The 21,847-nt window shown below is 37.8% G+C and carries 20 protein-coding genes; 9 read left to right on the forward strand and 11 right to left on the reverse strand.

The features are described 5' to 3' along the window. Positions 1 to 18 precede the first annotated feature (18 nt). From GNP81_RS06765 to thrS, 5 genes are all read right to left on the reverse strand, one after another. The gene (locus tag GNP81_RS06765) at positions 19 to 1,338 is read right to left on the reverse strand and encodes a ferredoxin reductase family protein (protein WP_155673548.1); all 1,320 of its coding nucleotides are present in this window, start codon (positions 1,336 to 1,338) and stop codon (positions 19 to 21) included. 214 nt (positions 1,339 to 1,552) lie between these two features. Continuing rightward, positions 1,553 to 1,906 carry a 50S ribosomal protein L20 gene (gene rplT / locus GNP81_RS06770; RefSeq protein ID WP_005419081.1) on the reverse strand — a complete coding sequence of 118 codons (354 nt, stop codon included), beginning with the start codon at positions 1,904 to 1,906 and terminating at the stop codon, positions 1,553 to 1,555. A gap of 41 nt (positions 1,907 to 1,947) precedes the next feature. Beyond that, on the reverse strand, positions 1,948 to 2,142 hold the full coding sequence (gene rpmI / locus GNP81_RS06775) for a 50S ribosomal protein L35 (protein ID WP_005419080.1): 195 nt from the start codon (positions 2,140 to 2,142) through the stop codon (positions 1,948 to 1,950). Positions 2,143 to 2,249: 107 nt separating this feature from the next. Continuing rightward, positions 2,250 to 2,801: a translation initiation factor IF-3 gene (gene infC / locus GNP81_RS06780; RefSeq protein WP_065594655.1), complete on the reverse strand. Its 552-nt coding sequence runs from the start codon at positions 2,799 to 2,801 to the stop codon at positions 2,250 to 2,252. A 3-nt stretch (positions 2,802 to 2,804) separates the two neighbouring features. Further along, a complete protein-coding gene (gene thrS, locus GNP81_RS06785; protein ID WP_011261833.1) occupies positions 2,805 to 4,733 on the reverse strand; it encodes a threonine--tRNA ligase in 1,929 nt (642 codons plus the stop codon). Between the two features lie 263 nt (positions 4,734 to 4,996). On the opposite strand from thrS, the gene GNP81_RS06790 reads away from it, so the two are divergent. From GNP81_RS06790 to GNP81_RS06800, 3 genes are all read left to right on the forward strand, one after another. After that, positions 4,997 to 5,278: a ribbon-helix-helix domain-containing protein gene (locus GNP81_RS06790; protein ID WP_012533207.1), complete on the forward strand. Its 282-nt coding sequence runs from the start codon at positions 4,997 to 4,999 to the stop codon at positions 5,276 to 5,278. 99 nt (positions 5,279 to 5,377) lie between these two features. Beyond that, entirely contained in the window at positions 5,378 to 5,773 is a 396-nt protein-coding gene (locus tag GNP81_RS06795) for a VOC family protein (protein ID WP_155672835.1), read from the forward strand. A gap of 20 nt (positions 5,774 to 5,793) precedes the next feature. Then, positions 5,794 to 6,084 carry a putative quinol monooxygenase gene (locus GNP81_RS06800; RefSeq protein ID WP_065624007.1) on the forward strand — a complete coding sequence of 97 codons (291 nt, stop codon included), beginning with the start codon at positions 5,794 to 5,796 and terminating at the stop codon, positions 6,082 to 6,084. 75 nt (positions 6,085 to 6,159) lie between these two features. Here GNP81_RS06800 and GNP81_RS06805 read toward each other — a convergent pair whose 3' ends face one another. The 5 genes from GNP81_RS06805 to GNP81_RS06825 form a co-directional block, all read right to left on the reverse strand. Further along, the gene (locus tag GNP81_RS06805; RefSeq protein ID WP_146861307.1) at positions 6,160 to 6,906 is read right to left on the reverse strand and encodes a sporulation protein; all 747 of its coding nucleotides are present in this window, start codon (positions 6,904 to 6,906) and stop codon (positions 6,160 to 6,162) included. A 48-nt stretch (positions 6,907 to 6,954) separates the two neighbouring features. Then, positions 6,955 to 8,037 (reverse strand): site-2 protease family protein, encoded by a 1,083-nt coding sequence (locus GNP81_RS06810; protein ID WP_155673547.1) that lies wholly within the window; start codon positions 8,035 to 8,037, stop codon positions 6,955 to 6,957. An 18-nt stretch (positions 8,038 to 8,055) separates the two neighbouring features. Further along, positions 8,056 to 8,373 (reverse strand): N(4)-acetylcytidine aminohydrolase, encoded by a 318-nt coding sequence (yqfB, locus tag GNP81_RS06815; protein WP_005419066.1) that lies wholly within the window; start codon positions 8,371 to 8,373, stop codon positions 8,056 to 8,058. A gap of 71 nt (positions 8,374 to 8,444) precedes the next feature. After that, positions 8,445 to 9,797: a molecular chaperone gene (gene yegD, locus GNP81_RS06820; RefSeq protein WP_146861313.1), complete on the reverse strand. Its 1,353-nt coding sequence runs from the start codon at positions 9,795 to 9,797 to the stop codon at positions 8,445 to 8,447. Positions 9,798 to 9,859: 62 nt separating this feature from the next. After that, on the reverse strand, positions 9,860 to 10,408 hold the full coding sequence (locus GNP81_RS06825) for a phosphatase PAP2 family protein (protein ID WP_155673546.1): 549 nt from the start codon (positions 10,406 to 10,408) through the stop codon (positions 9,860 to 9,862). A 229-nt stretch (positions 10,409 to 10,637) separates the two neighbouring features. Between GNP81_RS06825 and GNP81_RS06830 the strand changes: the two genes are divergently transcribed. After that, complete coding sequence (locus GNP81_RS06830) at positions 10,638 to 11,345, forward strand: DUF3581 domain-containing protein (RefSeq protein ID WP_155673545.1); 708 nt, start codon at positions 10,638 to 10,640, stop codon at positions 11,343 to 11,345. Positions 11,346 to 11,525: 180 nt separating this feature from the next. Further along, positions 11,526 to 11,747 carry a hypothetical protein gene (locus GNP81_RS06835; RefSeq protein WP_005419057.1) on the forward strand — a complete coding sequence of 74 codons (222 nt, stop codon included), beginning with the start codon at positions 11,526 to 11,528 and terminating at the stop codon, positions 11,745 to 11,747. 56 nt (positions 11,748 to 11,803) lie between these two features. Here the strand turns inward: GNP81_RS06835 and gyrA are convergent, their stop codons facing one another. Further along, complete coding sequence (gene gyrA, locus GNP81_RS06840) at positions 11,804 to 14,431, reverse strand: DNA topoisomerase (ATP-hydrolyzing) subunit A (protein WP_155673544.1); 2,628 nt, start codon at positions 14,429 to 14,431, stop codon at positions 11,804 to 11,806. 325 nt (positions 14,432 to 14,756) lie between these two features. Between gyrA and ubiG the strand changes: the two genes are divergently transcribed. From ubiG to GNP81_RS06865, 4 genes are all read left to right on the forward strand, one after another. Continuing rightward, complete coding sequence (gene ubiG, locus GNP81_RS06845) at positions 14,757 to 15,461, forward strand: bifunctional 2-polyprenyl-6-hydroxyphenol methylase/3-demethylubiquinol 3-O-methyltransferase UbiG (RefSeq protein ID WP_011261822.1); 705 nt, start codon at positions 14,757 to 14,759, stop codon at positions 15,459 to 15,461. A gap of 494 nt (positions 15,462 to 15,955) precedes the next feature. After that, on the forward strand, positions 15,956 to 18,232 hold the full coding sequence (gene nrdA / locus GNP81_RS06850) for a class 1a ribonucleoside-diphosphate reductase subunit alpha (RefSeq protein ID WP_005419054.1): 2,277 nt from the start codon (positions 15,956 to 15,958) through the stop codon (positions 18,230 to 18,232). 172 nt (positions 18,233 to 18,404) lie between these two features. Then, positions 18,405 to 19,538 (forward strand): class Ia ribonucleoside-diphosphate reductase subunit beta, encoded by a 1,134-nt coding sequence (gene nrdB, locus GNP81_RS06855; RefSeq protein ID WP_005419053.1) that lies wholly within the window; start codon positions 18,405 to 18,407, stop codon positions 19,536 to 19,538. Positions 19,539 to 19,744: 206 nt separating this feature from the next. Further along, positions 19,745 to 21,820, forward strand: coding sequence for a sensor domain-containing diguanylate cyclase (locus GNP81_RS06865; protein WP_155666259.1), 2,076 nt, complete (start codon positions 19,745 to 19,747; stop codon positions 21,818 to 21,820). Positions 21,821 to 21,847: the final 27 nt, after the last annotated feature.

Below are 21,847 nucleotides of genomic sequence, written 5' to 3' on the forward strand. Positions count from 1 at the left end.
ATTGAATAAAAATACAGATCAACGCATCTTAAATATTTCTTTATGAAATGACGCTTCAGGAAGACCGTTAGCCATCAAACCTTGCTTTAAACTCATTCCAAATCCTTCAGGTCCGCAAAAACTAACAGAAAATGAATCACTATCGATTTTCTTTAGAATCTGCTCAGTGGTTAATCTACAGCCCTTATCTGACTCTATAAGATGTAATTCAATAAAATCCATATGACGCAAAATAGTTGTAATTTCGGCACTGAAAAAGGCTTCTTTCTTATTGTTTACGCAATAAAAGAGATGGATCTTTTCAATATTTTTTGCCGTTTTGTTTGCCGTCTTTTGTAACCAATATAATCGAGATAATAGTGGTACGATCCCAATTCCTGCCCCTACCCATACTTGGTTCATATCAGATGGGACTTGGAAGTAACCATAACCACCTTCAACTGTTGCTTTTTTTCCTACTGCAATTTGGTTAACTAATTGATGCGTATAATCCCCAAGACCTTTAATCCCAAACTCAACCAATCGTGTCTTTTCGTTATAATTTAGAATAGAAAATGGATGTGGCGCTTCACCGTCATGTAAATTGATATAAGCAAATTGCCCTTCTTTATATTGCAGTTCACTCTCAAGTTTAATTTGAAGACGAGCCACCACAGTAAATTCAGAATCATCTTTAAATTGATCAACCTGAACCACCTCACCGTCTATTTTATTTTTCTTACCAATAGAACCCGTTAGTGAAAGTATTGCACACCAAACTGAAATAACAGATATCAGTATTATTGCAATATTCATTGGGATTAATGAAAGATCCCATTTGATCAAAAACAGCGTATGAAACACACCAGCCAACATTAATGCCCCACCAATTTTGTGGATCCCTTTAAATTTTTTATAACTGACTCTTTCAACCAAACTAATGACGATAAAAAGTATAAAAAACTTAAACGATATATCACCCACTTTCTCTGCAAGAGATACCCAGTCAACCCCAGTAATTACTCTCTCTTTTCCTACATGAGATGGACGTACAAGCCAACCTAGTTGCACAGCCCAGTGTGCAGCTTTAATCACTAACCAGTGCAAAATCAAAGCAATAAAAGCTGAAATCCCTAACTTTTTATGTAGACCATAAGCCTTATCTAATCCTTTCACTAACCGCTCTGTCCATTTGAAACGAGCAGAAAGAACAATAGCTGCGCCCATATAAGCAAAACCAAGCCAACCAGTTAAGACGATTAATTGTTTACGTAAATCCATCACACTATCAAGTTCAGTAAGTGATGAAACAAAAGATGGCAGCCATAGCAAAAGCAACAGAACAGTAAATTTGCGCATTTTCAATACTCATTAAATGAATCAATTGAGTGAATAATAGGCTTTTGTTTTTAAATCAAAAGTAACTTTACGTTAGTTGTATAAGCTTTACAGAAACTGACAGATAGAAAGGGAATTAGGAGGTTGATGGTCGGTATATGAATAAATTGCAGGCATAAAAAAAGGAGAGCTAGTGCTCTCCTTTCTTAGTCTTAAAGCCTTGAAACTGTTCTAATTAAAGAGCAGCTTTCGCTTTTTCAACTAGAGCAGCGAATGCTACTTTGTCGAATACAGCGATGTCAGCTAGGATCTTACGATCGATTTCAATAGATGCTTTCTTAAGACCGTTGATGAAACGGCTGTAAGACATCTCGTTTTGACGAGCTGCAGCATTGATACGAGCGATCCAAAGTTGACGGAAAACACGCTTTTTGTTGCGACGGTCACGGTAAGCATATTGACCTGCTTTAGTTACCGCCTGGAAAGCTACACGGTAAACACGAGAACGTGCGCCGTAGTAACCTTTAGCTTGTTTCAGAACTTTCTTATGACGTGCACGAGCTTGTACACCACGTTTTACGCGAGGCATTATGTCTCTCCTAAACTAAAATTATAAATAAATACTAAAAATTATGCGTATGGAAGCATACGTGCAACTGCTGCTACTTCACATTTTGGAAGTAGAGAGTTTGGACGAAGCTGACGCTTGTTTTTAGTAGTACGTTTAGTCAGGATGTGACGTTTTGTAGCGTGCTTAAATTTGATACCGCCAGCAGTTTTCTTAAAACGCTTAGAAGCACCTTTGTTTGATTTCATCTTAGGCATGATGAATATAACTCCGCATTGTTGCGTGATTAAACATACAGTAATTAGGCGAATAAAACAGGGTAACTGCGAACAGCTACCCTGCTGTATTACTTGAATGCACTAAATTACTTCTTCTTAGGGGCCAACACCATAATCATCTGGCGACCTTCAATTCTCGTTGGGAAAGATTCGACTACTGCAAATTCTTCAGTATCCGCTTTCAAACGATTAAGAACGTCAACACCGATGTTTTGGTGAGCCATTTCGCGGCCACGGAAGCGAATTGTTACCTTCACTTTGTTGCCGTCTTCAAGGAAACCAGTCAGGTTGCGTAGTTTTACCTGATAGTCTCCAATATCAGTTCCAGGTCGGAATTTAATTTCCTTGATCTGAACCTGTTTTTGCTTTTTCTTCTGTTCTTTAGCAGCCTTCGCCTTTTCGAAGAGGAATTTGCCATAGTCCATCACACGACAAACTGGTGGCTCGGCATTTGGGCTGATTTCAACTAAGTCAACACCAGCTTCAAGTGCTGCATCCAGAGCTTCGTTTAGAGAAACGACACCTACTGATTCGCCATCAAGGCCTGTTAGGCGCACTTCTTTAACGCCACGAATTTCACCGTTTAAACGATGAGCATTTTGTTTAGCCGGCTGTTGGGCTCTTTTTCCGCCTTTAATACCTTATTCCTCCACAGTATTGAGCGTTCGGGCACTAACTTCTTGCTGCAGGAATGCAACAAAATCATCAATTTTGAATTTACCCAAATCTTTACCTTTACGAGTACGTACTGCAATTTCTCCAGCTTCCATCTCCTGGTCGCCACAAACAAGCATATACGGTACACGCTTCAAAGTATGTTCACGGATTTTAAAGCCAATCTTCTCATTTCTCAAGTCCGCTTTCACTCTAAATCCATTTTTTTGCAGTTTTTTTGCAATTTCTTGTACGTAATCAGCTTGTTTGTCCGTAATTCCCATAACAATCGCTTGTTCAGGAGCTAACCACGTTGGGAAAAAGCCTGCATAGTCTTCGATTAAGATACCAATGAAACGCTCTAGTGAACCTAAAATCGCGCGGTGAATCATCACTGGTGTGTGACGTTCGTTATCTTCACCAACGTAAGTTGCACCTAAACGCTCTGGTAATGCAAAATCAAGCTGTACTGTACCACATTGCCACGCACGGTCCAGACAATCATGCAAAGTAAATTCAATTTTCGGTCCGTAGAACGCACCCTCACCCTCTTGAATCTCGTATGGAATCTCCATTGACTCTAGAGCAAGTTTTAAATCTGACTCAGCACGGTCCCACATTTCATCAGAACCAACGCGTTGTTCTGGACGTGTAGACAGCTTAACTACGATATTATCAAAACCAAATGTCTGATATGTATCATAAACCATTTCAATACAAGATTTAACTTCTTGTTGAACTTGTGCTTCTGTACAGAATACGTGTGCATCATCTTGAGTGAAGCCACGAACACGCATAATGCCGTGTAGAGCACCAGATGGTTCATTACGGTGACATGAGCCAAACTCAGCCATACGTAATGGTAAATCACGGTATGATTTCAGACCTTGGTTAAAGATTTGAACGTGACCTGGACAGTTCATTGGTTTAATTGCGTATTCACGGTTCTCAGAACTTGTTGTGAACATTGCTTCAGCGTATTTGTCCCAGTGACCAGAACGTTCCCAAAGTACGCGGTCCATCATTAATGGGCCTTTTACTTCTTGGTAATCGTACTGAGTTAGTTTTTCACGAACAAATACTTCTAGTTCACGGAAGATAGTCCAACCGTTGTGGTGCCAGAACACCATACCTGGAGCTTCTTGCTGCATATGGAACAGATCAAGCTGCTTACCAATTTTACGGTGATCACGCTTTGCTGCTTCTTCTAGGCGGATAAGGTGTGCTTTAAGCAATTTCTTATCTTGGAATGCAGTGCCGTAGACACGTTGCAGCATTTTATTGTCACTGTTACCACGCCAGTATGCACCAGCAACGTTCAGAATCTTAAAGTTCTGACAGAAGCTCATGTTAGGAACGTGAGGACCACGACACATATCAATGTATTCTTCGTGGTGATATAAACCTGGACGATCGTCTTTAGATACGTTTTCGTCAAGGATTTCAATCTTGTAAGTTTCACCGCGTGCTTCAAAAGTATCACGCGCTTCTTGCCAGCTTACGTTCTTCTTAATTACTTGGTACTTGGTCTTAGCAAGATCCTTCATACGCTTTTCAATCTTATCAAGATCTTCTTGCGTTAAAGAGTGCTCCATATCGATATCGTAGTAGAAACCGTTATCGATTGTTGGACCAATCGCCATCTTAGCTTCAGGGAAAAGCTGCTTAACTGCGTGACCTAAAAGGTGCGCACAAGAGTGACGAATGATTTCTAAACCGTCTTCATCTTTTGCTGTGATGATTTCAAGTTGAGCGTCATTTTCAATTAAATCGCACGCATCAACACGAACACCATCAACACGACCAGCGATACAAGCTTTCGCAAGACCTGGACCGATGTCAGCAGCGACATCCATAGTTGAAACAGCGTTATCGAATTGACGTTGAGAACCGTCTGGAAGAGTAATTACAGGCATGTTTTATCCTTTACAGTGGTGTTGCACACGAAGCAACACATGCTAAAAATTAATAAACGAAAAATACGTTGTATATAGAATAGTTGTGAGAATCAATCAACCACACAAAGGTCGGGAATACTCACAAGAGCGCTATTGTACGTTTCTTAACTCATTAATGCAAAAAAAGAATCAAGATCACAAAAATGATATTTCCCAGTTATTTGATTCTCGCTTCATTTCCATACAGAATAATGCAATCACTCAACAGACCTATGATATTTATGTGTGAAATATTTGCTCATCAGCCAACTGAAAACTACCAATTCATCACTCGTTCTATTCGAATTGATGGTCATGCTACCAGTGTAAAACTAGAAGCTAGTTTTTGGGAAACACTTGAAGAAATCGCTGAGTACCAAGGTTTAAGCGTCCCACGTTTTATTTCTACAATATACAAAGAGGCATTAGAACATAACGGAGAGGTCACTAATTTTGCTTCGTTACTTCGCTGTGCTTGTTTAATTTATTCACGTAAACCCCAAGAAACACTCTTAACTCTTTAATGACACATTCATTTTAATAGATTTATCATTTGTCGTACTCACGTACTACCACCCTGCTTCAAACTCTCATTATGATGTTCTCACTCACAAGGAGAACTCATGACAAAACTGATACATAGCATGGTGAGAGTGCAAGACTTATCTGCCTCCATCAAATTCTACCGTGATGCACTAGAACTAGAGATCGTTAATCAATATCATTTTAATGATTTTTCACTGACCTACCTTGCGAATTCTGAAACAGGATTTGAAATCGAATTGACTCATAACCATGACCAACACGAACCCTATGTTCACGGTAACGGTTATGGACACATCGCGGTAAGTGTTGATTGTATTTACACGGCACATAAGCGTCTCAGTGCATGCGGTATTAACGCTTCTGATATTAAATCATTCGATCATGAAGGCGAACTATTAGCGACGTTCTTTTTCATTACCGATCCTGACGGCTATAAGATTGAGTTTATTCAACGAGCTGGTCGTTATTTATAATAAATAAATTGGAGAAAAAAATGATTCACTTGACTGCACAGTTCTGCGCTAAGATGGGAAAAGAAGACGCATTATATCAACTACTAACAGCAATATTAGCTCCTACTCGTAACGAAAAAGGCTGTATTCGCTATTGTTTATTTCAAGACCAATCAGATAACCGTAAATTTTTATTTCAAGAACAATTTGCTGATCAAAATGCTTTTGATTCACATTGTAAAGAAACACATTTTACTGACTTGATTGCTAACCTTGATGGTCTTTTAGAAGAAGAACCAAAAATAACGTTTTATAATGCTATAGAAGCATAAAACAAATAAAGCTCTCTAAATTAGAGAGCTTTATTTTCATTTAATCATTCTACTTAACGCTTATTTCATCAGAATTTATACACGTAAAATTCGCTGAACAGCATTATTTATTTCAGCACTTGAGGCATTTAGACCTAAAGAGAATGAAATGTATTGATCACCACGGTTAAAACCAAGAGAACGGTCAACTTCCGCTAAGCAATGGATAACACTACCATCCAAAATAAATGACAATTCAATTTCTTTCTTATTAATAAAGCCGCTACTTCTAAATTCAATTTCTTGGTAACAACCAGAATGAGACTTGAAGTGACCTCCATTTAAAAAGCCCTTCTCAACATCTGCTTTTACCATGTTAAAGCCGGCTTGCTCAACTTGTTGGATAATCGCTCCAGCGACAGGTAACGGTTTTACTATTAGTAAATCTCGATCTGTTGGATCTAATGCGAAATCAATATCCAATACCGTCTCAACCCATACGTCACAGTGGTTATTACGAACATTTAATGCCGTAATTGGTGTTTCGTCAGGTAACTTAATAGTAAATGGTAATTTTTTCTGCTCACCGGCTTGGATAACAAATGGATTAACCGCTTGTGTATGAAATAGAGTGAATATTTGATAACTCACACCATTATCATTTTCAATTTTAATCTCTGTGTTCAGCTTGATATGAATAGCATCAATTTTCTGCTCTATATCGCCACCTTGAATATGAACGGCACCAATAAGCTTATCCCCTTGGAAAAGCTCTGGATTTTCTAAAATGGTATCCACTTTTGCGGCACCAATGCCAAGAGAGGCTTTTAATTTTTTAAACATCCGTAATTCCTTTTAGCTATTAAGAGCTAATAATCTTAATTTTAGAGATTAAGTTCCTAATATTTGCATAGGTAATTGCAGCAAAGCATCACCGCTACTTGCAAAATACCAAATAATGCCAATTAATGAACTCACTAACCCTATATACCAAACCGATGAAATAATTTGTCCGTATCGATCCAGTGGCAATAAATGACTGTGATGACGAGCTCGCCATTCAAATACAATTTCTAAACTACCCATGATAAGTAAAAAACCAAACAGCGCTAGGCCTAAATAGTAACTTAATATGACACCACTAACAGCTGCTAGTGCACATAAAAAAATACCAAGCTTACTGTTCATTGAAAAGCTAATACTTTTTAAAACGTGCCCACCATCTAATGGGAGTATTGGTAATAAATTAAATAAATTTAAGAATGCATTAAATACAGCAAGACCAGCAAAGAACATCTCCCCTGTTATCCAATATACCACCATAAGAATAAGCGAAAGGATTAAGCCAAAAAATGGCCCCATAATCGAGATAACAACATCTTGCCATCGCGTATTTATCTTCTCATCACTCAGAGCTAAACCGCCTAAAAATGGTATAAGGTAAATACCTTTGGTTTTCATTCCAAAATATTTCATCGCTTTTATATGTCCATACTCATGAAACATTAAACAAGCGATCAAAGATAAAGCGAATTCAATAGAGAATAACCACGAGTATGCAGCAAGACTTGCAGAGGCTAAAACAACCTTAATTAATTTGGCACTTTTTAATGCCTTCATTCCTAATGAAACTAACCCTATTAAACTGAATTTACGCTCAGCTTTAATAGGAGTATGCGGAACCTGTTTTTCAATGTCTTTTTCGTTACGGCAGCCTTCTGCTACTAACTCACCATCAATCATTGCACGGTATTCAATAAGGAATGGTTGCCAAGTCACTTTGGCCTCTAACTGACAAGTGATGATTTTTTCACCTTGAGTTAACTGAAACTCATGATGATAGTGATCATTATGATCCGCCGATGCAGCGTGTTGAGCAACAAGAGTATTACTCCAAAATAATTGCTGCCAACCTGCTATTGAACCTTCTAAACGAAGTGGCTGACCTAAAAAGTCGATAGATAATAATTCCATTATTGACCTCTATTTCCTTTAAACTAAATGATAAGAGATAACGTAAAGTTGACCTTTATTTGGGTAAATTTCTTCGATAATATTTTTAAGTTCTTCTAATGTCATATTCTCTTGCTCAGCATGGTACTGATTAAGATCATCAAAATTAATTGGTTCAACATTGTCGATAGCTAATCGGCAAAAACGACGATTATCTTCATAAGTACTAACTTCAACTTCGGTTCCAATCACGTAATCTTTTTCTGATTCATCACGAATCGTGATCACTTTCTTACCCGATAAAATATCTGATTCAAAACGCTCAAAAAACGTCATTTCTGTTGGTGCTGTTTTCATTGTCTTTTCCTAATACAATTCGAGCTGCGACAATGCAGCTCGAAAATTAACAATTAATAAAATAGAGCTCATTACCCAAAGCAGTAATTTGCCCAGTGTGCTAATCCCGCTGTAACAGAGCCAAAATAATTACCACCAACAATCTCAATGTTTGGTAATTGCTGTTGTAATGCTGAACGTAGAATTGGAGAACGAGCAGAACCGCCAGTGACATAAATGATATCTGGTGTCGTACCAGCTTGAACGATCGCTTCTTTAATCAGCTTATTAATGTTCTCTTGTGGCTTCGCAATTGCTTCTGCTAAACATTGTTGAGAAATATTTAAGGTTAAACCTTCATCAAGATAACTTAAATCAACGGCTTTCTCTGCATATTCTGATAATGCTATTTTCGTTTGCTCTGCATCACGCAGCAGTTTGTAACTTAACTTTTCATCATAAAGTTTAATTAAACGTGCAACTTTTTCTGGCTCTTGAGTATCATTAAACATCTGCATTAAATGTTTACGATTACCAAAACCAAAGAAATCCAGCTGAGCAACGATGTTGTTGATGGCAATTGGGTTCCAAAACTGCGTCATTGGTAATTCTAAGCCTTTATGAGTTCGACTCTGTGAACCAAGTAAAGGCATAAACTGACGATGTGCAAGGTAAATGTCTAAATCGTTACCACCAATACGAGAACCACTGTGAGATAAGATCCCTTTCGTTCTGTCATGGTGTTCACGCCAAGACGGCCCCATTTGAATCATTGAACAGTCCGTCGTACCACCGCCGATATCAACAATCAGAACCGTTTTGTCTTCTGTTAATGTTTGTTCAAAGTCTAAACCTGCCGCAACTGGCTCAAATTGAAACTCAATATTTTTAAAACCCACACGCATTGCTGCACGTGACAAAATTGAAATTGCTTGAGCATTAGCTTCGTCGCTTGCTGCGCCTTGGAAGTTAATTGGGCGGCCAATTACTGTCGACGTAATATCTTGCTGTAGCTCTTGCTCTGCATTGTTTTTGATGTTTTTCATCATTGCAGTAACAAGATCTTCAAATAAACTCACTTGTACATCACGCAAACCAGATACACCTAAGAATGATTTAGGTGATTTTACGTAATACACTTCTTCAGGATCTTCGATGTACATATTTAATGCTGCTTGACCAAATGTCATCGACTCAGCATCAACATCGATATCTTCTTCACGATTGTATGAAATTGCAGTGTGAAGCAAACGTTCATTTATATCTGTACTTGGCTGAACGCCCCAAATACGAAATAAATATTCAGAAACCGCTTCACGAGTAGGTGCACATAACGCAGAAGGAATAAAAGTATTATCCCCTTCTAGTTTTAGTAATTTTGTTTGGTTATTTTGAATGGTCGCAACTGAACAGTTAGCGGTTCCGTAGTCAAATCCAATAAACATTGTGGTACACCTAGCATTATTAAAAGGGAGCTGATTTTACTCGCTTGTACACCATTTGCCAATTAAAATGAGAAAGATGCTGCGATTCCAACTTGTTCATCACTGATCACAGGTGCAATCATGACGTTATTTGAATCAAGGTACTTATCAGTAACCAAATATTGAATGGTTGTCGCCAATACTGCACCGGCAATTACATCACGCCAATAATGGTGTTCATTCTCCACACGTGAATATCCAACTAAACTCGCCCCTATATAAGCAGGAACCCCATATTCCCAACCATAACGGAACTGTAAGTATGAAGCACCTTGGAATGCAGACGATGAATGCCCAGATGGAAAACTTAAATTGTCCTCCCCATTTGGTCGCTCCTCTTTTACTGTATATTTTAACGCTTGTGTTGCAGCTAAAGTGTAAGTAGCGCCTTTAGCAAACATCCAAAAACCATCATAATCTTCTTTATATAAAGCTATCGAACCTGCAATAACAGGAATCCCAACCGCACCAATGTCTGCAGCGAGATCTCCAGATTGCTTTTCTTCTGCCTGAGCACTGTAACTTGATGCTATTAATGAAAAAACTAGCCCTACCGTTATTAACGATTTCATTCTTTAACCTTAATGTTCAACCTTAGATACAATAAATACATTGGTTGATGTGAGTACTTCTTTTGTGATTATATCGAGATAACCGTGAAGTAAATGTCAATTTATCTACATTTTGAAACGTTTAACTGATTGTTTTTACTTTTATTCGCACTGGATAGACCATTAGATGAGAAGAGATTGGTTATACTATCCAAGTTATTTCATTAGCTAGGTTTTTACCAAATTTATTATGCAGTTAAATCAATATTTTTCAGAAACAGATAACTCATTTGAATTCACACGCCAACAAGCAAGCGATTTTGCGAAAAAAGTGGCTGGTGATTTTAACCCAATTCATGATGTGGATTCTAAGCGTTTCTGTGTTCCTGGTGATTTATTGTTTGCAGTTTTACTATCTAAAACTGGCATCAGCAATAAAATGCACTTCGATTTTGCAGGTATGGTATCTAACGGTACAGCGTTACATATTAACCACACTGAACAAGGTGAATATTCACTTTCAGACGATAATGAAAAAGTATATCTTCATGTAAAGCGTAGTGGTGAAAAAAATCTTAACCCTGAGTTTATTGAGCATGTTGTAAAACAATATGTTCAATTTTCAGGAATGAACTTCCCTCATATCATGGTTCCATTAATGGAAGAAAAACAATTAATGATTAATTGTCAGCGCCCATTAGTAATTTATGAAAGCATGGATATCGAATTTACTCGATTAGATATTGCTGCACCTAGTGTTGAATTCACTGGTGCAACCATGGATATTGAAGGGAAACGTGGCATTGTTAAGCTAAACTTCAAATTTACAGAAAACGGTGAAGAAGTTGGTCATGGTACTAAGCGAATGATTGCGACAGGTTTAAAGGCTTACGATCAAACCGCTATCGATGACTTAGTCGAGCGATTTGTTGCTCTAAAAACCGCTTACAACAACTAAAATTTATAAATTAAATAATGACTTATAAAAGAGTGCTTCTGCACTCTTTTTTATTTTTAAAAAGGCAATCTAGATCACAATCTGCATTATTGTTTTACGAGTCATATCATATCATACTTCTTTATAGGTATCTCATTAATGAAATTTATGTATCTCATTAACACCGTAAAGTTGGCTAGAATGAAAACAATAATAAAAGATGAAAGACAAATTAAATTACAACAAGCTGCTTTAAACGTAATCCCTGATAAAACTCATTTACGTTTAATTAATGCTCATTATTCATGTGGAGAATGCTATGCTGCGTGGTTTGGTCCACCTGTATGTATTTCTTGCGGAAAAAAAACGTTTGTTATTGCATCAAATTTATATTCAGAACAAGGCATTTTTGACGTTTTTTAATAATAAAAAAAGCCCGCTTATTTCTAAGCGGGCTTTTTATTTAACATTAGAATAAATTATTCTTCTGTACTCTCAGCATCGGTATCAGATTGAGGGGCCTCAGTTGCTTCAGTTGTCACTGTTACTTCGCCCTCTTCACCTTCAATGATTTCAGCTTCTTCAACTTCATCAATGCGTTGCAGTGCAACTACATTTTCATTTTCAGAAGTACGGATCAATGTTACACCTTGAGTATTACGACCCACTTGGCTAACTTCAGATACACGAGTACGAACTAGCGTACCTGCATCTGTGATCATCATGAATTCATCGCCATCTTCAGCTTGAACTGCACCGACAACACTGCCGTTACGTTCAGAAACTTTGATAGATACAACACCTTGCGTTGCACGGCTCTTCGCAGGGTACTCAGAAAGAACAGTACGTTTACCGTAACCATTTTGAGTCACTGTTAAGATATCGCCTTCGTTAGAAGGAACGATTAACGAAACAACCTGATCTTCACCAGACAGTTTCATACCACGAACACCAGAAGCTGTACGGCCCATACCACGAACTTGTTCTTCGTTGAAACGAACCACTTTACCTGCTTTAGAGAACAGCATGATTTCACTTGAACCATCAGTGATATCTACACCAATTAGTGAATCATCTTCACGTAGATTTACTGCGATTAAGCCGTTTGCACGAACTTTTGCAAATTGATCTAGTGATGTTTTCTTAACGGTACCATCACCTGTAGCCATAAAGATAAACTTATCTTCAGAGTATTCAGATACTGGTAGAATCGCTGTGATACGCTCACCTTCTTCTAGAGGAAGAATGTTTACGATTGGCTTACCACGAGCAGTACGGCTTGCTTGAGGTAATTGGAACACTTTCAAGCTGTACGCTTTACCACGTGTAGAGAAACAAAGGATATTATCATGAGTATTCGCAACAAGTAGACGTTCGATGAAATCTTCATCTTTCATCTTAGTTGCACTCTTACCTTTACCACCACGACGTTGTGCTTCGTAATCGCTTAGAATTTGGTACTTAACATAACCTTCACGAGAAAGTGTTACGACAACATCTTCTTGTGTAATTAGGTCTTCCATGTCGATGTCATGAATCGCTGCACCAATTTCAGTGCGACGCTCATCACCGTACATGTCGCGAACCATCACTAATTCGTCACGGATCACTTCCATTAGACGTTCAGTGCTTGCAAGAATATGCATTAGCTCTGCGATTTCATCTAATAGTGCTTTGTATTCATCTAAAATCTTCTCATGCTCTAAACCTGTTAAACGGTGTAGACGAAGTTCTAGAATTGCTTGAGCTTGTTGTTCTGTTAAGAAGTATTTACCTTCACGAATACCAAACTCTGGCTCTAACCAATCAGGACGAGCAGCATCAGTACCAGCACGCTCTAGCATTGAAGCAACGTTACCTAAATCCCAACCACGTGAGATTAGACCTTCTTTTGCTTCTGCTGGTGTTGGCGCATTACGGATCAATTCGATGATTTCATCGATATTCGCTAATGCTAGTGCTAAACCTTCAAGGATATGAGCACGATCACGCGCTTTGCGTAATTCAAAAATAGTACGGCGAGTAACGACTTCACGACGGTGATCAACGAAACACTTCAACATTTCTTTCAGGTTGAATAGTTTTGGTTGCCCATTATCTAGTGCAACCATGTTGATACCGAATGTAGTTTGAAGTTGAGTCAGAGAATAAAGGTTATTAAGAACAACCTCACCTACTGCATCACGCTTACATTCAATAACAATACGCATACCATCTTTATCAGATTCGTCACGTAGTGCTGAAATGCCTTCTACTTTCTTATCTTTAACTAGCTCAGCGATCTTTTCGATCAAGCGAGCTTTGTTAACTTGATAAGGGATCTCAGTAACAATAATGGTTTCTTTACCATTTTTGTCAGCTTCGATGTTAGCTTTAGAACGCATGTAAACTTTACCACGACCTGTCTTATAAGCATCAACGATGCCTTTACGACCGCTGATCAATGCAGCAGTCGGAAAGTCAGGACCTGGAATGTAATTCATTAGCTCATCGATCGTGATTTCTTCATTTTCGATGAAAGCCAAACAACCATTTACCACTTCTGTTAAGTTATGTGGTGGGATGTTTGTTGCCATACCAACCGCGATACCTGATGAACCATTTACAAGTAGGTTCGGGATCTTTGTTGGTAATACTGCAGGGATCTGTTCTGTACCATCATAGTTAGGAACATAATCTACAGTTTCTTTATCTAGATCAGCCAACAGTTCGTGAGCGATTTTCGCCATACGAACTTCGGTATAACGCATCGCCGCCGCTGAGTCACCATCGATAGAACCAAAGTTACCTTGGCCATCAACTAGCATATAGCGTAGTGAGAACGGTTGCGCCATACGTACGATGGTGTCATAAACAGCACTATCACCATGAGGGTGATATTTACCGATTACGTCGCCAACAACACGGGCAGATTTTTTATATGGTTTATTCCAATCATTACCTAGTACATCCATTGCGAATAAAACGCGGCGGTGTACTGGTTTTAGGCCATCACGCACATCGGGAAGAGCACGACCAACGATTACTGACATCGCATAGTCTAGGTAAGAACCTCGAAGCTCATCTTCAATATTTACGGGCGTGATCTCTTTAGCAAGATCGCTCATAGAGCCAATATCCCTCAATTAGTTCTGTCGTATCAATATCAATTGCCTTAGCAAATAATACTATTTCTATGCACCAAGATAATTAATACTGATAAACGTGCAAGATTGCAAAATATAGCACAGTTAAGTGGGATTTCGCACCGTTTTAATTTGTAAAATGCCTCTTAAGCTTAAGAATCCTGCGAAATCGGGTGCAAGTCACACACCTGAGCATCATATTCTTGATAAACCTCAGAAAATGTGCTGAAAAAATCGCCGTTTTAAATACTCTCTTTCTCATTTTTTTCTGTATATAATAGAGGGATATAAAAAAGGAATATTAACTATGACTCAGCAGTTAAATGTCGACCCGGCAGAAATCAAAAAATTTGAAGATATGGCTTCACGTTGGTGGGATTTAGAAGGTGAATTTAAACCTCTACATCAAATCAACCCTCTTCGTTTGAATTACGTGCTTGAAAACGCAAATGGCCTCTTTGGTAAAAAGGTACTTGATGTGGGCTGTGGTGGCGGGATTTTAGCTGAAAGCATGGCAAAACAAGGTGCAGATGTTATTGGTTTAGACATGGGTAAAGAACCCTTAACTGTTGCACGCTTACACGCTTTAGAAACAGGTACAAAACTCGAGTACGTTCAGTCAACAGCAGAGCAACATGCTGAAGAGAACCCTGAAACCTATGATGTGGTTACCTGCATGGAAATGCTTGAACACGTACCTGACCCACTTTCAGTGATCCGTTCTTGTGCGAAAATGGTAAAACCTGGTGGGCACGTATTCTTCTCAACACTGAATCGTAATATCAAGTCTTATTTATTTGCTATTGTTGGTGCAGAGCAGCTATTAAAGTTAGTACCAAAAGGCACACACGATCATAATAAGTTCATTCGCCCTTCTGAACTATTAAAAATGTTAGATCAAACCGCATTACAAGAGCGTGGTATTACCGGATTGCATTATAACCCTCTTACCGATACCTACTCTCTTGGTAAGAATGTAGATGTTAATTATATTGTTCACACTACATTGTAACCTGCTGCTTCTTTCTTAGACTAAATGGCTTTTTATTATACAAGCGTCTCATTAAAGAGCCATTTATAACCTTAATTAATATACTGCTATACCTAAATTCTACATTTCATTTATCATGCCAAATTGAATGAGAAATCATCATTTTTTTCTAAAATGCAAAGATCCTCATAAACGACAAAAATCAAGAAAAATATTTTTTTAACTGCTTACTTATCAACCATAATAAAAAACGTCATTTCCCACACCTTGATATCACTAAAGTGATTAGGTTAGTAGATACTTACTGTTTTTTTTAATTCATAGGTTATCCACAGGGGACAATGATTTTGAAACTTGATCAGAGGCAAAATAATCACTATCTTGTAGTCAATTAATCATTAAGCCCTATATCTTGTGTTTATTTCAAAGCGCACCACTATGAGCTTGATCACAAATTAACAACGAAAATTACAAAAATTACATCTTCGTTCTTTATTTAAAGGAAAAGTAGACAAATGACTCAACAGCTTACCGTTACTAAGCGAAATGGCAGCACAGAAAAAATTAATCTAGATAAGATCCATAAAGTGATCACATGGGCTGCAGAAGGTCTAGATAATGTTTCTGTGTCGCAAGTCGAGATGAAATCTCACATCCAATTTTACGATGGCATGAAGACTTCTGATATTCATGAAACCATCATTAAAGCGGCTGCGGATCTAATTTCTGAAGACACTCCAGATTATCAATATTTAGCTGCTCGCTTGTCTGTTTTCCACCTTCGTAAGAAAGCATATGGCCAATTCGAGCCACCAACGCTGTTTAACCACGTTCTGAACCTTATCGAGCTTGGTAAATACGATAAACATATTGTTGACGACTACACTCAAGAAGAATTTGATCTAATGGATCAAATGATCGATCACAATCGTGACATGGACTTCTCTTATGCTGCAGTTAAACAACTTGAAGGTAAGTACTTTGTTCAAAACCGCGTAACGGGCGCAATTTACGAGAGTGCACAGTTCCTTTATATCCTTGTTGCGGCGTGTCTATTTGCTAAATATCCAAAAGATACTCGTCTTGATTACATCAAGCGTTTCTATGATGCTACGTCACAGTTTAAGATCTCACTGCCTACGCCTATCATGTCTGGTGTACGTACTCCTACTCGTCAATTTAGTTCATGTGTATTAATTGAGTGTGACGATAGCTTAGATTCAATTAACGCAACAGCTGGCTCTATTGTTCGTTATGTATCTCAACGTGCTGGTATCGGTATCAACGCAGGTCGTATTCGTGCTCTTGGTTCTGAGATCCGTGATGGTGAAGCATTCCACACAGGTTGTATCCCATTCTACAAATACTTCCAAACTGCAGTTAAATGTTGTTCACAAGGTGGTGTTCGTGGTGGCGCAGCAACTCTGTTCTACCCTATTTGGCACCGTGAAGTCGAATCTCTACTTGTTCTTAAAAATAACCGTGGTGTTGAAGAAAACCGTGTTCGTCATATGGATTACGGTGTACAAATCAATAAACTGATGTACACACGCTTAATCAAAGGCGGAAACATTAGCTTGTTCTCACCTTCAGATGTACCAGGTCTATACGATGCGTTCTTTGCTGATCAAGCAGAGTTTGAACGCTTATATGAAAAATACGAGCAAGACACGTCAATTAAACGTGAAACAGTAAAAGCAATTGAGCTGTTCTCACTACTAATGCAAGAACGTGCATCAACTGGTCGTATTTACATTCAAAACGTTGACCACTGTAATACACACAGTCCATTTGACCCAAGTGTTGCACCTGTACGCCAATCTAACCTATGTTTAGAAATTGCACTTCCAACTAAGCCACTGACTCACGTTAATGACGAAGAAGGTGAAATTGCATTATGTACGCTTTCTGCATTTAACTTAGGTGCCATTGAAAAACTAGAAGAACTAGAAGAGCTTGCTGAGCTTGCTGTTCGTGCTCTTGATGCTCTATTAGACTACCAAGACTACCCTCTGCCAGCAGCATACAAGTCAACAATGAACCGCCGTACATTAGGTGTGGGTGTTATTAACTACGCTTACTACCTTGCAAAAAATGGTGTGAAATACTCTGATGGTAGTGCAAATGGCTTAACGCACAAAACATTTGAAGCGATTCAATACTACCTATTAAAAGCATCTGTTGGTCTAGCAAAAGAGCAAGGCGCATGTCCTGCTTTCAATGAAACAACCTACGCTCAAGGTATTCTACCAATCGATTCTTACAAGAAAGATATCGATGCTATCTGTAATGAAGAATTGCATTTAGATTGGGAAACATTGCGTGAAGAGATCAAGACACACGGTCTACGTAACTCTACACTATCTGCACTGATGCCATCTGAGACTTCTTCTCAGATCTCAAATGCAACTAACGGCATTGAACCACCACGTGGTTTTGTATCAGTTAAAGCATCAAAAGATGGTATTTTGAAGCAAGTTGTTCCTGATTTTGCAAATCTTAAAAACAACTATGAGCTACTTTGGAACATTGGTTCAAATGATGGTTATCTACAGCTTGTGGGTATCATGCAAAAATTCGTTGACCAAGCAATTTCAGCGAATACTAATTACGACCCAAATATTCAACCAAATGGCAAAGTGCCAATGAAGCTGTTATTAAAAGACCTTCTAACGGCTTATAAGCTTGGTCTTAAAACACTTTACTACCATAACACTCGTGATGGTGCTAGCGACTCACAAGACGACCTAGGACAAGATGACGATTGTGCAGGCGGCGGTTGTAAGATCTAAGTTTTCACATTAATATTTAGCCCGCTTTCATTAGCGGGCTTATTATCTTTAGTTTCAACATCTTTAATGGTTAATCCAATATGTACCTAAGTTCGTATAGGTATCTATCGGCATAATTTTTAAATAAAGAGCCCTTTTCTATTTCTTTGGCTTTGATAACATTGAGGTTTCCATGGCGTACAGTACTTTCCGACAAGAAAAAAATGATCAATTGAAAGAACCTATGTTTTTAGGCAACTCGGTAAACGTTGCTCGTTATGACCAACAAAAATTTCAAATTTTTGAAAAACTTATCGAAAAACAACTTTCATTTTTCTGGCGTCCGGAAGAAGTTGATGTTTCTGGTGACCGTATTGATTACAACAACTTACCAGAACACGAACAACACATCTTCATCAGTAACTTAAAGTACCAAACGTTGCTTGATTCAATTCAAGGTCGTAGTCCAAATGTTGCTTTACTTCCTCTTGTTTCTATTCCTGAACTAGAGACGTGGATTGAAACTTGGTCGTTCTCTGAAACGATTCACTCGCGTTCTTATACTCATATTATTCGTAATATCGTTAATAACCCTTCTGTTATTTTTGACGATATTGTTGAAAATGAAGAGATCTTAAAACGTGCAAAAGACATTGCTCACTATTACGATAATCTAATTCAAGCAACAAATGATTATCATCGCTTCGGTGAAGGTACACACGTTTTAAACGGTCAAGAAATTACTATTTCTAAGCGTGAGCTTAAAAAGAAATTATACTTATGTTTAATGTCAGTTAATGCATTAGAAGCCATTCGATTCTACGTAAGTTTTGCTTGTTCATTTGCTTTTGCTGAACGTGAACTGATGGAAGGTAACGCAAAAATCATCAAGCTGATCGCTCGTGATGAATCATTACACCTAACAAGTACTCAACACATGTTGAACTTACTTCGTACTGGACAAGATGATCCTGAGTTTGTTGAGATTGCAGCAGAATGCGAACAAGAATGTTTTGATCTATTTAAAGCAGCAGCTGAACAAGAAAAACAATGGGCAAACTACCTATTTAAAGATGGCTCAATGATTGGTTTAAACAAAGATATTCTTTGCCAATACGTAGAATATATTACAAACCTTCGCATGAAAGCGGTTGGTCTGAATAGTGCTTACGAAGGCGCAACACAGAACCCTATCCCATGGATTAACTCATGGTTAAGTTCTGACAACGTTCAAGTTGCTCCACAAGAAACTGAAATCAGCTCTTATCTTGTTGGTCAAATTGATAACGATGTCGATGCTGATGATTTAGGTGATTTCGAGTTATAATCAAGCATATATAAACGCCAAAGCCGAGCTTTCATGCTCGGCTTTTTATTATCAGCAATAAACCTTATTGATAGATTTGCGGATAATAATTCAACCTTGCGCACAATTTTCATTTTTAACAACTCAGAAATGAGACTTCGCTTCATATAAAAGAACATCCATGCGATAATCTCTTGTAATTAGACTAAAAATTATAAAAAAGAATTATGGCTAAGAATCAATGGAATGAGTTGCTGCTCGAACAAGTACGACAATTACCTATGGCTTCTTCAAAAGAGCAGGTACAGTTACGTCTTAATCTTTTAATAGTCGAAGCATCAAAGCAAAAAAAAACTATCCCAACTGAATTTGAGCTCATTTTTCAAGCCTATCAACTTTCTCGCTCAGGAAAGCTCATTGACTCTATTAGTGTCTTTTTTGATGCGATTAATTTTAGTCAACAAAACCAACAAGAATTTTTAATCTGCTTCTGTCATTACAATATCGGCACGCTTTATGGCATGCTCGGAAATTACTTTTATGCTCAAAAATTTCTGGCAAAAGCCGAAAAAATGCAGCAGTTCTGTGATGGTTACATTACGGGCATCATAAAAAACAACATTGGTGATATTTTTCGTCAAATTGGTAATTTTAATGAGGCTTTAATCTACCTAACACAAGCTGCCGAACTACTTTCTCAACACGGCCCTAAGACCGCCACAGCCCTGTCATATTTCAATATTGCAGAAATAAAAGCTAAGCAATTCCTTTTTACCGAAGCAAATGAATTACTTGAAAACCTATATCAAGATATTAAAAATGAACCAAGATATTTAGGGTTTTACTACAAAATTCAAGCAGAGATAGCAAGCCATTCAGGTGACTTCAAGCAAGCTGATAAACTTCACCTTTTATCCATCAAGAATATGCAAATATGCGAGCATGATTATTATTATGCTGAAATGATCTTAGAATATTGCCACTTCTTAACTAGTTGCTTGCAATACAAAAAACTAGATCAGTTTATTGATCTTGGTTTAACTGTGGCAAAAAAAATAGAAAGTGACAAGCTCATCGATGGTTTCAACGATATCATTCTATTAAGAATAAAAGACATCGATGATATCAATATTCGTGAGAAACATTATCAAACCCTTACCTCTTCATTGCTTAATTCAAGAAGAGAATTACTTAAGCGAGAAAGTGACTATTTACAGCAGCTGTATCGCTTAAACGTTGCTAAATTAAACTTGAGTACAATGAAATCACTTTCAGATAATTTAGCCGTTATAAATAAAGTTGGGCATTACATTAATACCAGTAGTGATATTAAAAATGCATTGCCGCAAATACAGCAAGACCTCGCCTCTCTGTTTCAAACAGATACGCTCGCTCTGGGATTTTATAACTCTGAACAAGATCAAATTACGATTCATTACTTGGATAATAATTTACCAGCGCAAACGCCATACATCACCGATTGTAAAAGTGAAGCCACTTATATGAGTTACTGTATAAAAAGTAATTCTGCTTTTTATTTTAATCATATGAACAGCGAACAAAAAGTAGCAATGCTAGGTGATCGTTGTGATAGCAAAGTGCAATTTAAATCGGCTATGTTCTCTCCTATTACTATCAATGGTGAAGTAAAAGGGGTATTCACCATACAAGCAAGAGAAAGCTACCAGTATCAAACTTTTCATTTTGAGCTGTTTTCGCAACTCATAAGCTACATATCCATCGCCCTTGAAAATCAGTACAATCGCCAACAACTTTTGCATTTATCCCAAACAGATCATCTTACACAGATATGGAATAGAAAATCTCTTGAAGCTCATTTCAATCAATTAAAACAACAACAGAATCAAGAGTACACTGGGATAATGATCGACATCGACCACTATAAAGAATACAACGATACGTATGGTCATATTGCTGGTGATGAAGTTCTTATTCAAGTTAGTCGTTTAATCAAGCAAGGTTTTCATAGTTTAGAAACCCAAGTATATCGCTATGGTGGCGACGAATTTTTCGTTCTAATACCGAGCATAAAGCCAGAAAAGATCCGTCAAAAATTAGATAAGTTATTAATAGAAGTGAAAAAGCTATTGATACCACATAAGGCATCAACTTGTTCATGCTATTTATCAATCTCTGTCGGTATTGGTTATAACAAAGATCCTGAAAACCAACTCAGCCTGAATTCTCTGGTTAATACTGCTGATAGAGCACTATATCAAGCAAAAGAAAATGGCCGAAATTGCTATTTTGAATTAGCGCATATCAAAGAAACCATGTATTAATTTCTCATTTATCACCTTCAATATTTC

Source organism: Aliivibrio fischeri, assembly GCF_009727955.1.
GTDB classification, from domain to species: domain Bacteria; phylum Pseudomonadota; class Gammaproteobacteria; order Enterobacterales; family Vibrionaceae; genus Aliivibrio; species Aliivibrio fischeri_A.

Bases quoted from the DNA above. Each gene is read 5' to 3' on its own strand.
- gyrA (WP_155673544.1), bottom strand. From the start codon at position 14,431: ATGAGCGATCTTGCTAAAGAGATCACGCCCGTAAATATTGAAGATGAG.
- thrS (WP_011261833.1), bottom strand. From the start codon at position 4,733: ATGCCTGTAATTACTCTTCCAGACGGTTCTCAACGTCAATTCGATAAC.
- GNP81_RS06765 (WP_155673548.1), bottom strand. From the start codon at position 1,338: ATGCGCAAATTTACTGTTCTGTTGCTTTTGCTATGGCTGCCATCTTTT.
- nrdB (WP_005419053.1), top strand. From the start codon at position 18,405: ATGGCGTACAGTACTTTCCGACAAGAAAAAAATGATCAATTGAAAGAA.
- GNP81_RS06865 (WP_155666259.1), top strand. From the start codon at position 19,745: ATGGCTAAGAATCAATGGAATGAGTTGCTGCTCGAACAAGTACGACAA.
- GNP81_RS06810 (WP_155673547.1), bottom strand. From the start codon at position 8,037: ATGGAATTATTATCTATCGACTTTTTAGGTCAGCCACTTCGTTTAGAA.
- rpmI (WP_005419080.1), bottom strand. From the start codon at position 2,142: ATGCCTAAGATGAAATCAAACAAAGGTGCTTCTAAGCGTTTTAAGAAA.
- GNP81_RS06830 (WP_155673545.1), top strand. From the start codon at position 10,638: ATGCAGTTAAATCAATATTTTTCAGAAACAGATAACTCATTTGAATTC.
- GNP81_RS06800 (WP_065624007.1), top strand. From the start codon at position 5,794: ATGATTCACTTGACTGCACAGTTCTGCGCTAAGATGGGAAAAGAAGAC.
- GNP81_RS06805 (WP_146861307.1), bottom strand. From the start codon at position 6,906: ATGTTTAAAAAATTAAAAGCCTCTCTTGGCATTGGTGCCGCAAAAGTG.
- nrdA (WP_005419054.1), top strand. From the start codon at position 15,956: ATGACTCAACAGCTTACCGTTACTAAGCGAAATGGCAGCACAGAAAAA.
- rplT (WP_005419081.1), bottom strand. From the start codon at position 1,906: ATGCCTCGCGTAAAACGTGGTGTACAAGCTCGTGCACGTCATAAGAAA.
- GNP81_RS06795 (WP_155672835.1), top strand. From the start codon at position 5,378: ATGACAAAACTGATACATAGCATGGTGAGAGTGCAAGACTTATCTGCC.
- GNP81_RS06835 (WP_005419057.1), top strand. From the start codon at position 11,526: ATGAAAACAATAATAAAAGATGAAAGACAAATTAAATTACAACAAGCT.
- ubiG (WP_011261822.1), top strand. From the start codon at position 14,757: ATGACTCAGCAGTTAAATGTCGACCCGGCAGAAATCAAAAAATTTGAA.
- GNP81_RS06825 (WP_155673546.1), bottom strand. From the start codon at position 10,408: ATGAAATCGTTAATAACGGTAGGGCTAGTTTTTTCATTAATAGCATCA.
- yqfB (WP_005419066.1), bottom strand. From the start codon at position 8,373: ATGAAAACAGCACCAACAGAAATGACGTTTTTTGAGCGTTTTGAATCA.
- GNP81_RS06790 (WP_012533207.1), top strand. From the start codon at position 4,997: ATGTGTGAAATATTTGCTCATCAGCCAACTGAAAACTACCAATTCATC.
- yegD (WP_146861313.1), bottom strand. From the start codon at position 9,797: ATGTTTATTGGATTTGACTACGGAACCGCTAACTGTTCAGTTGCGACC.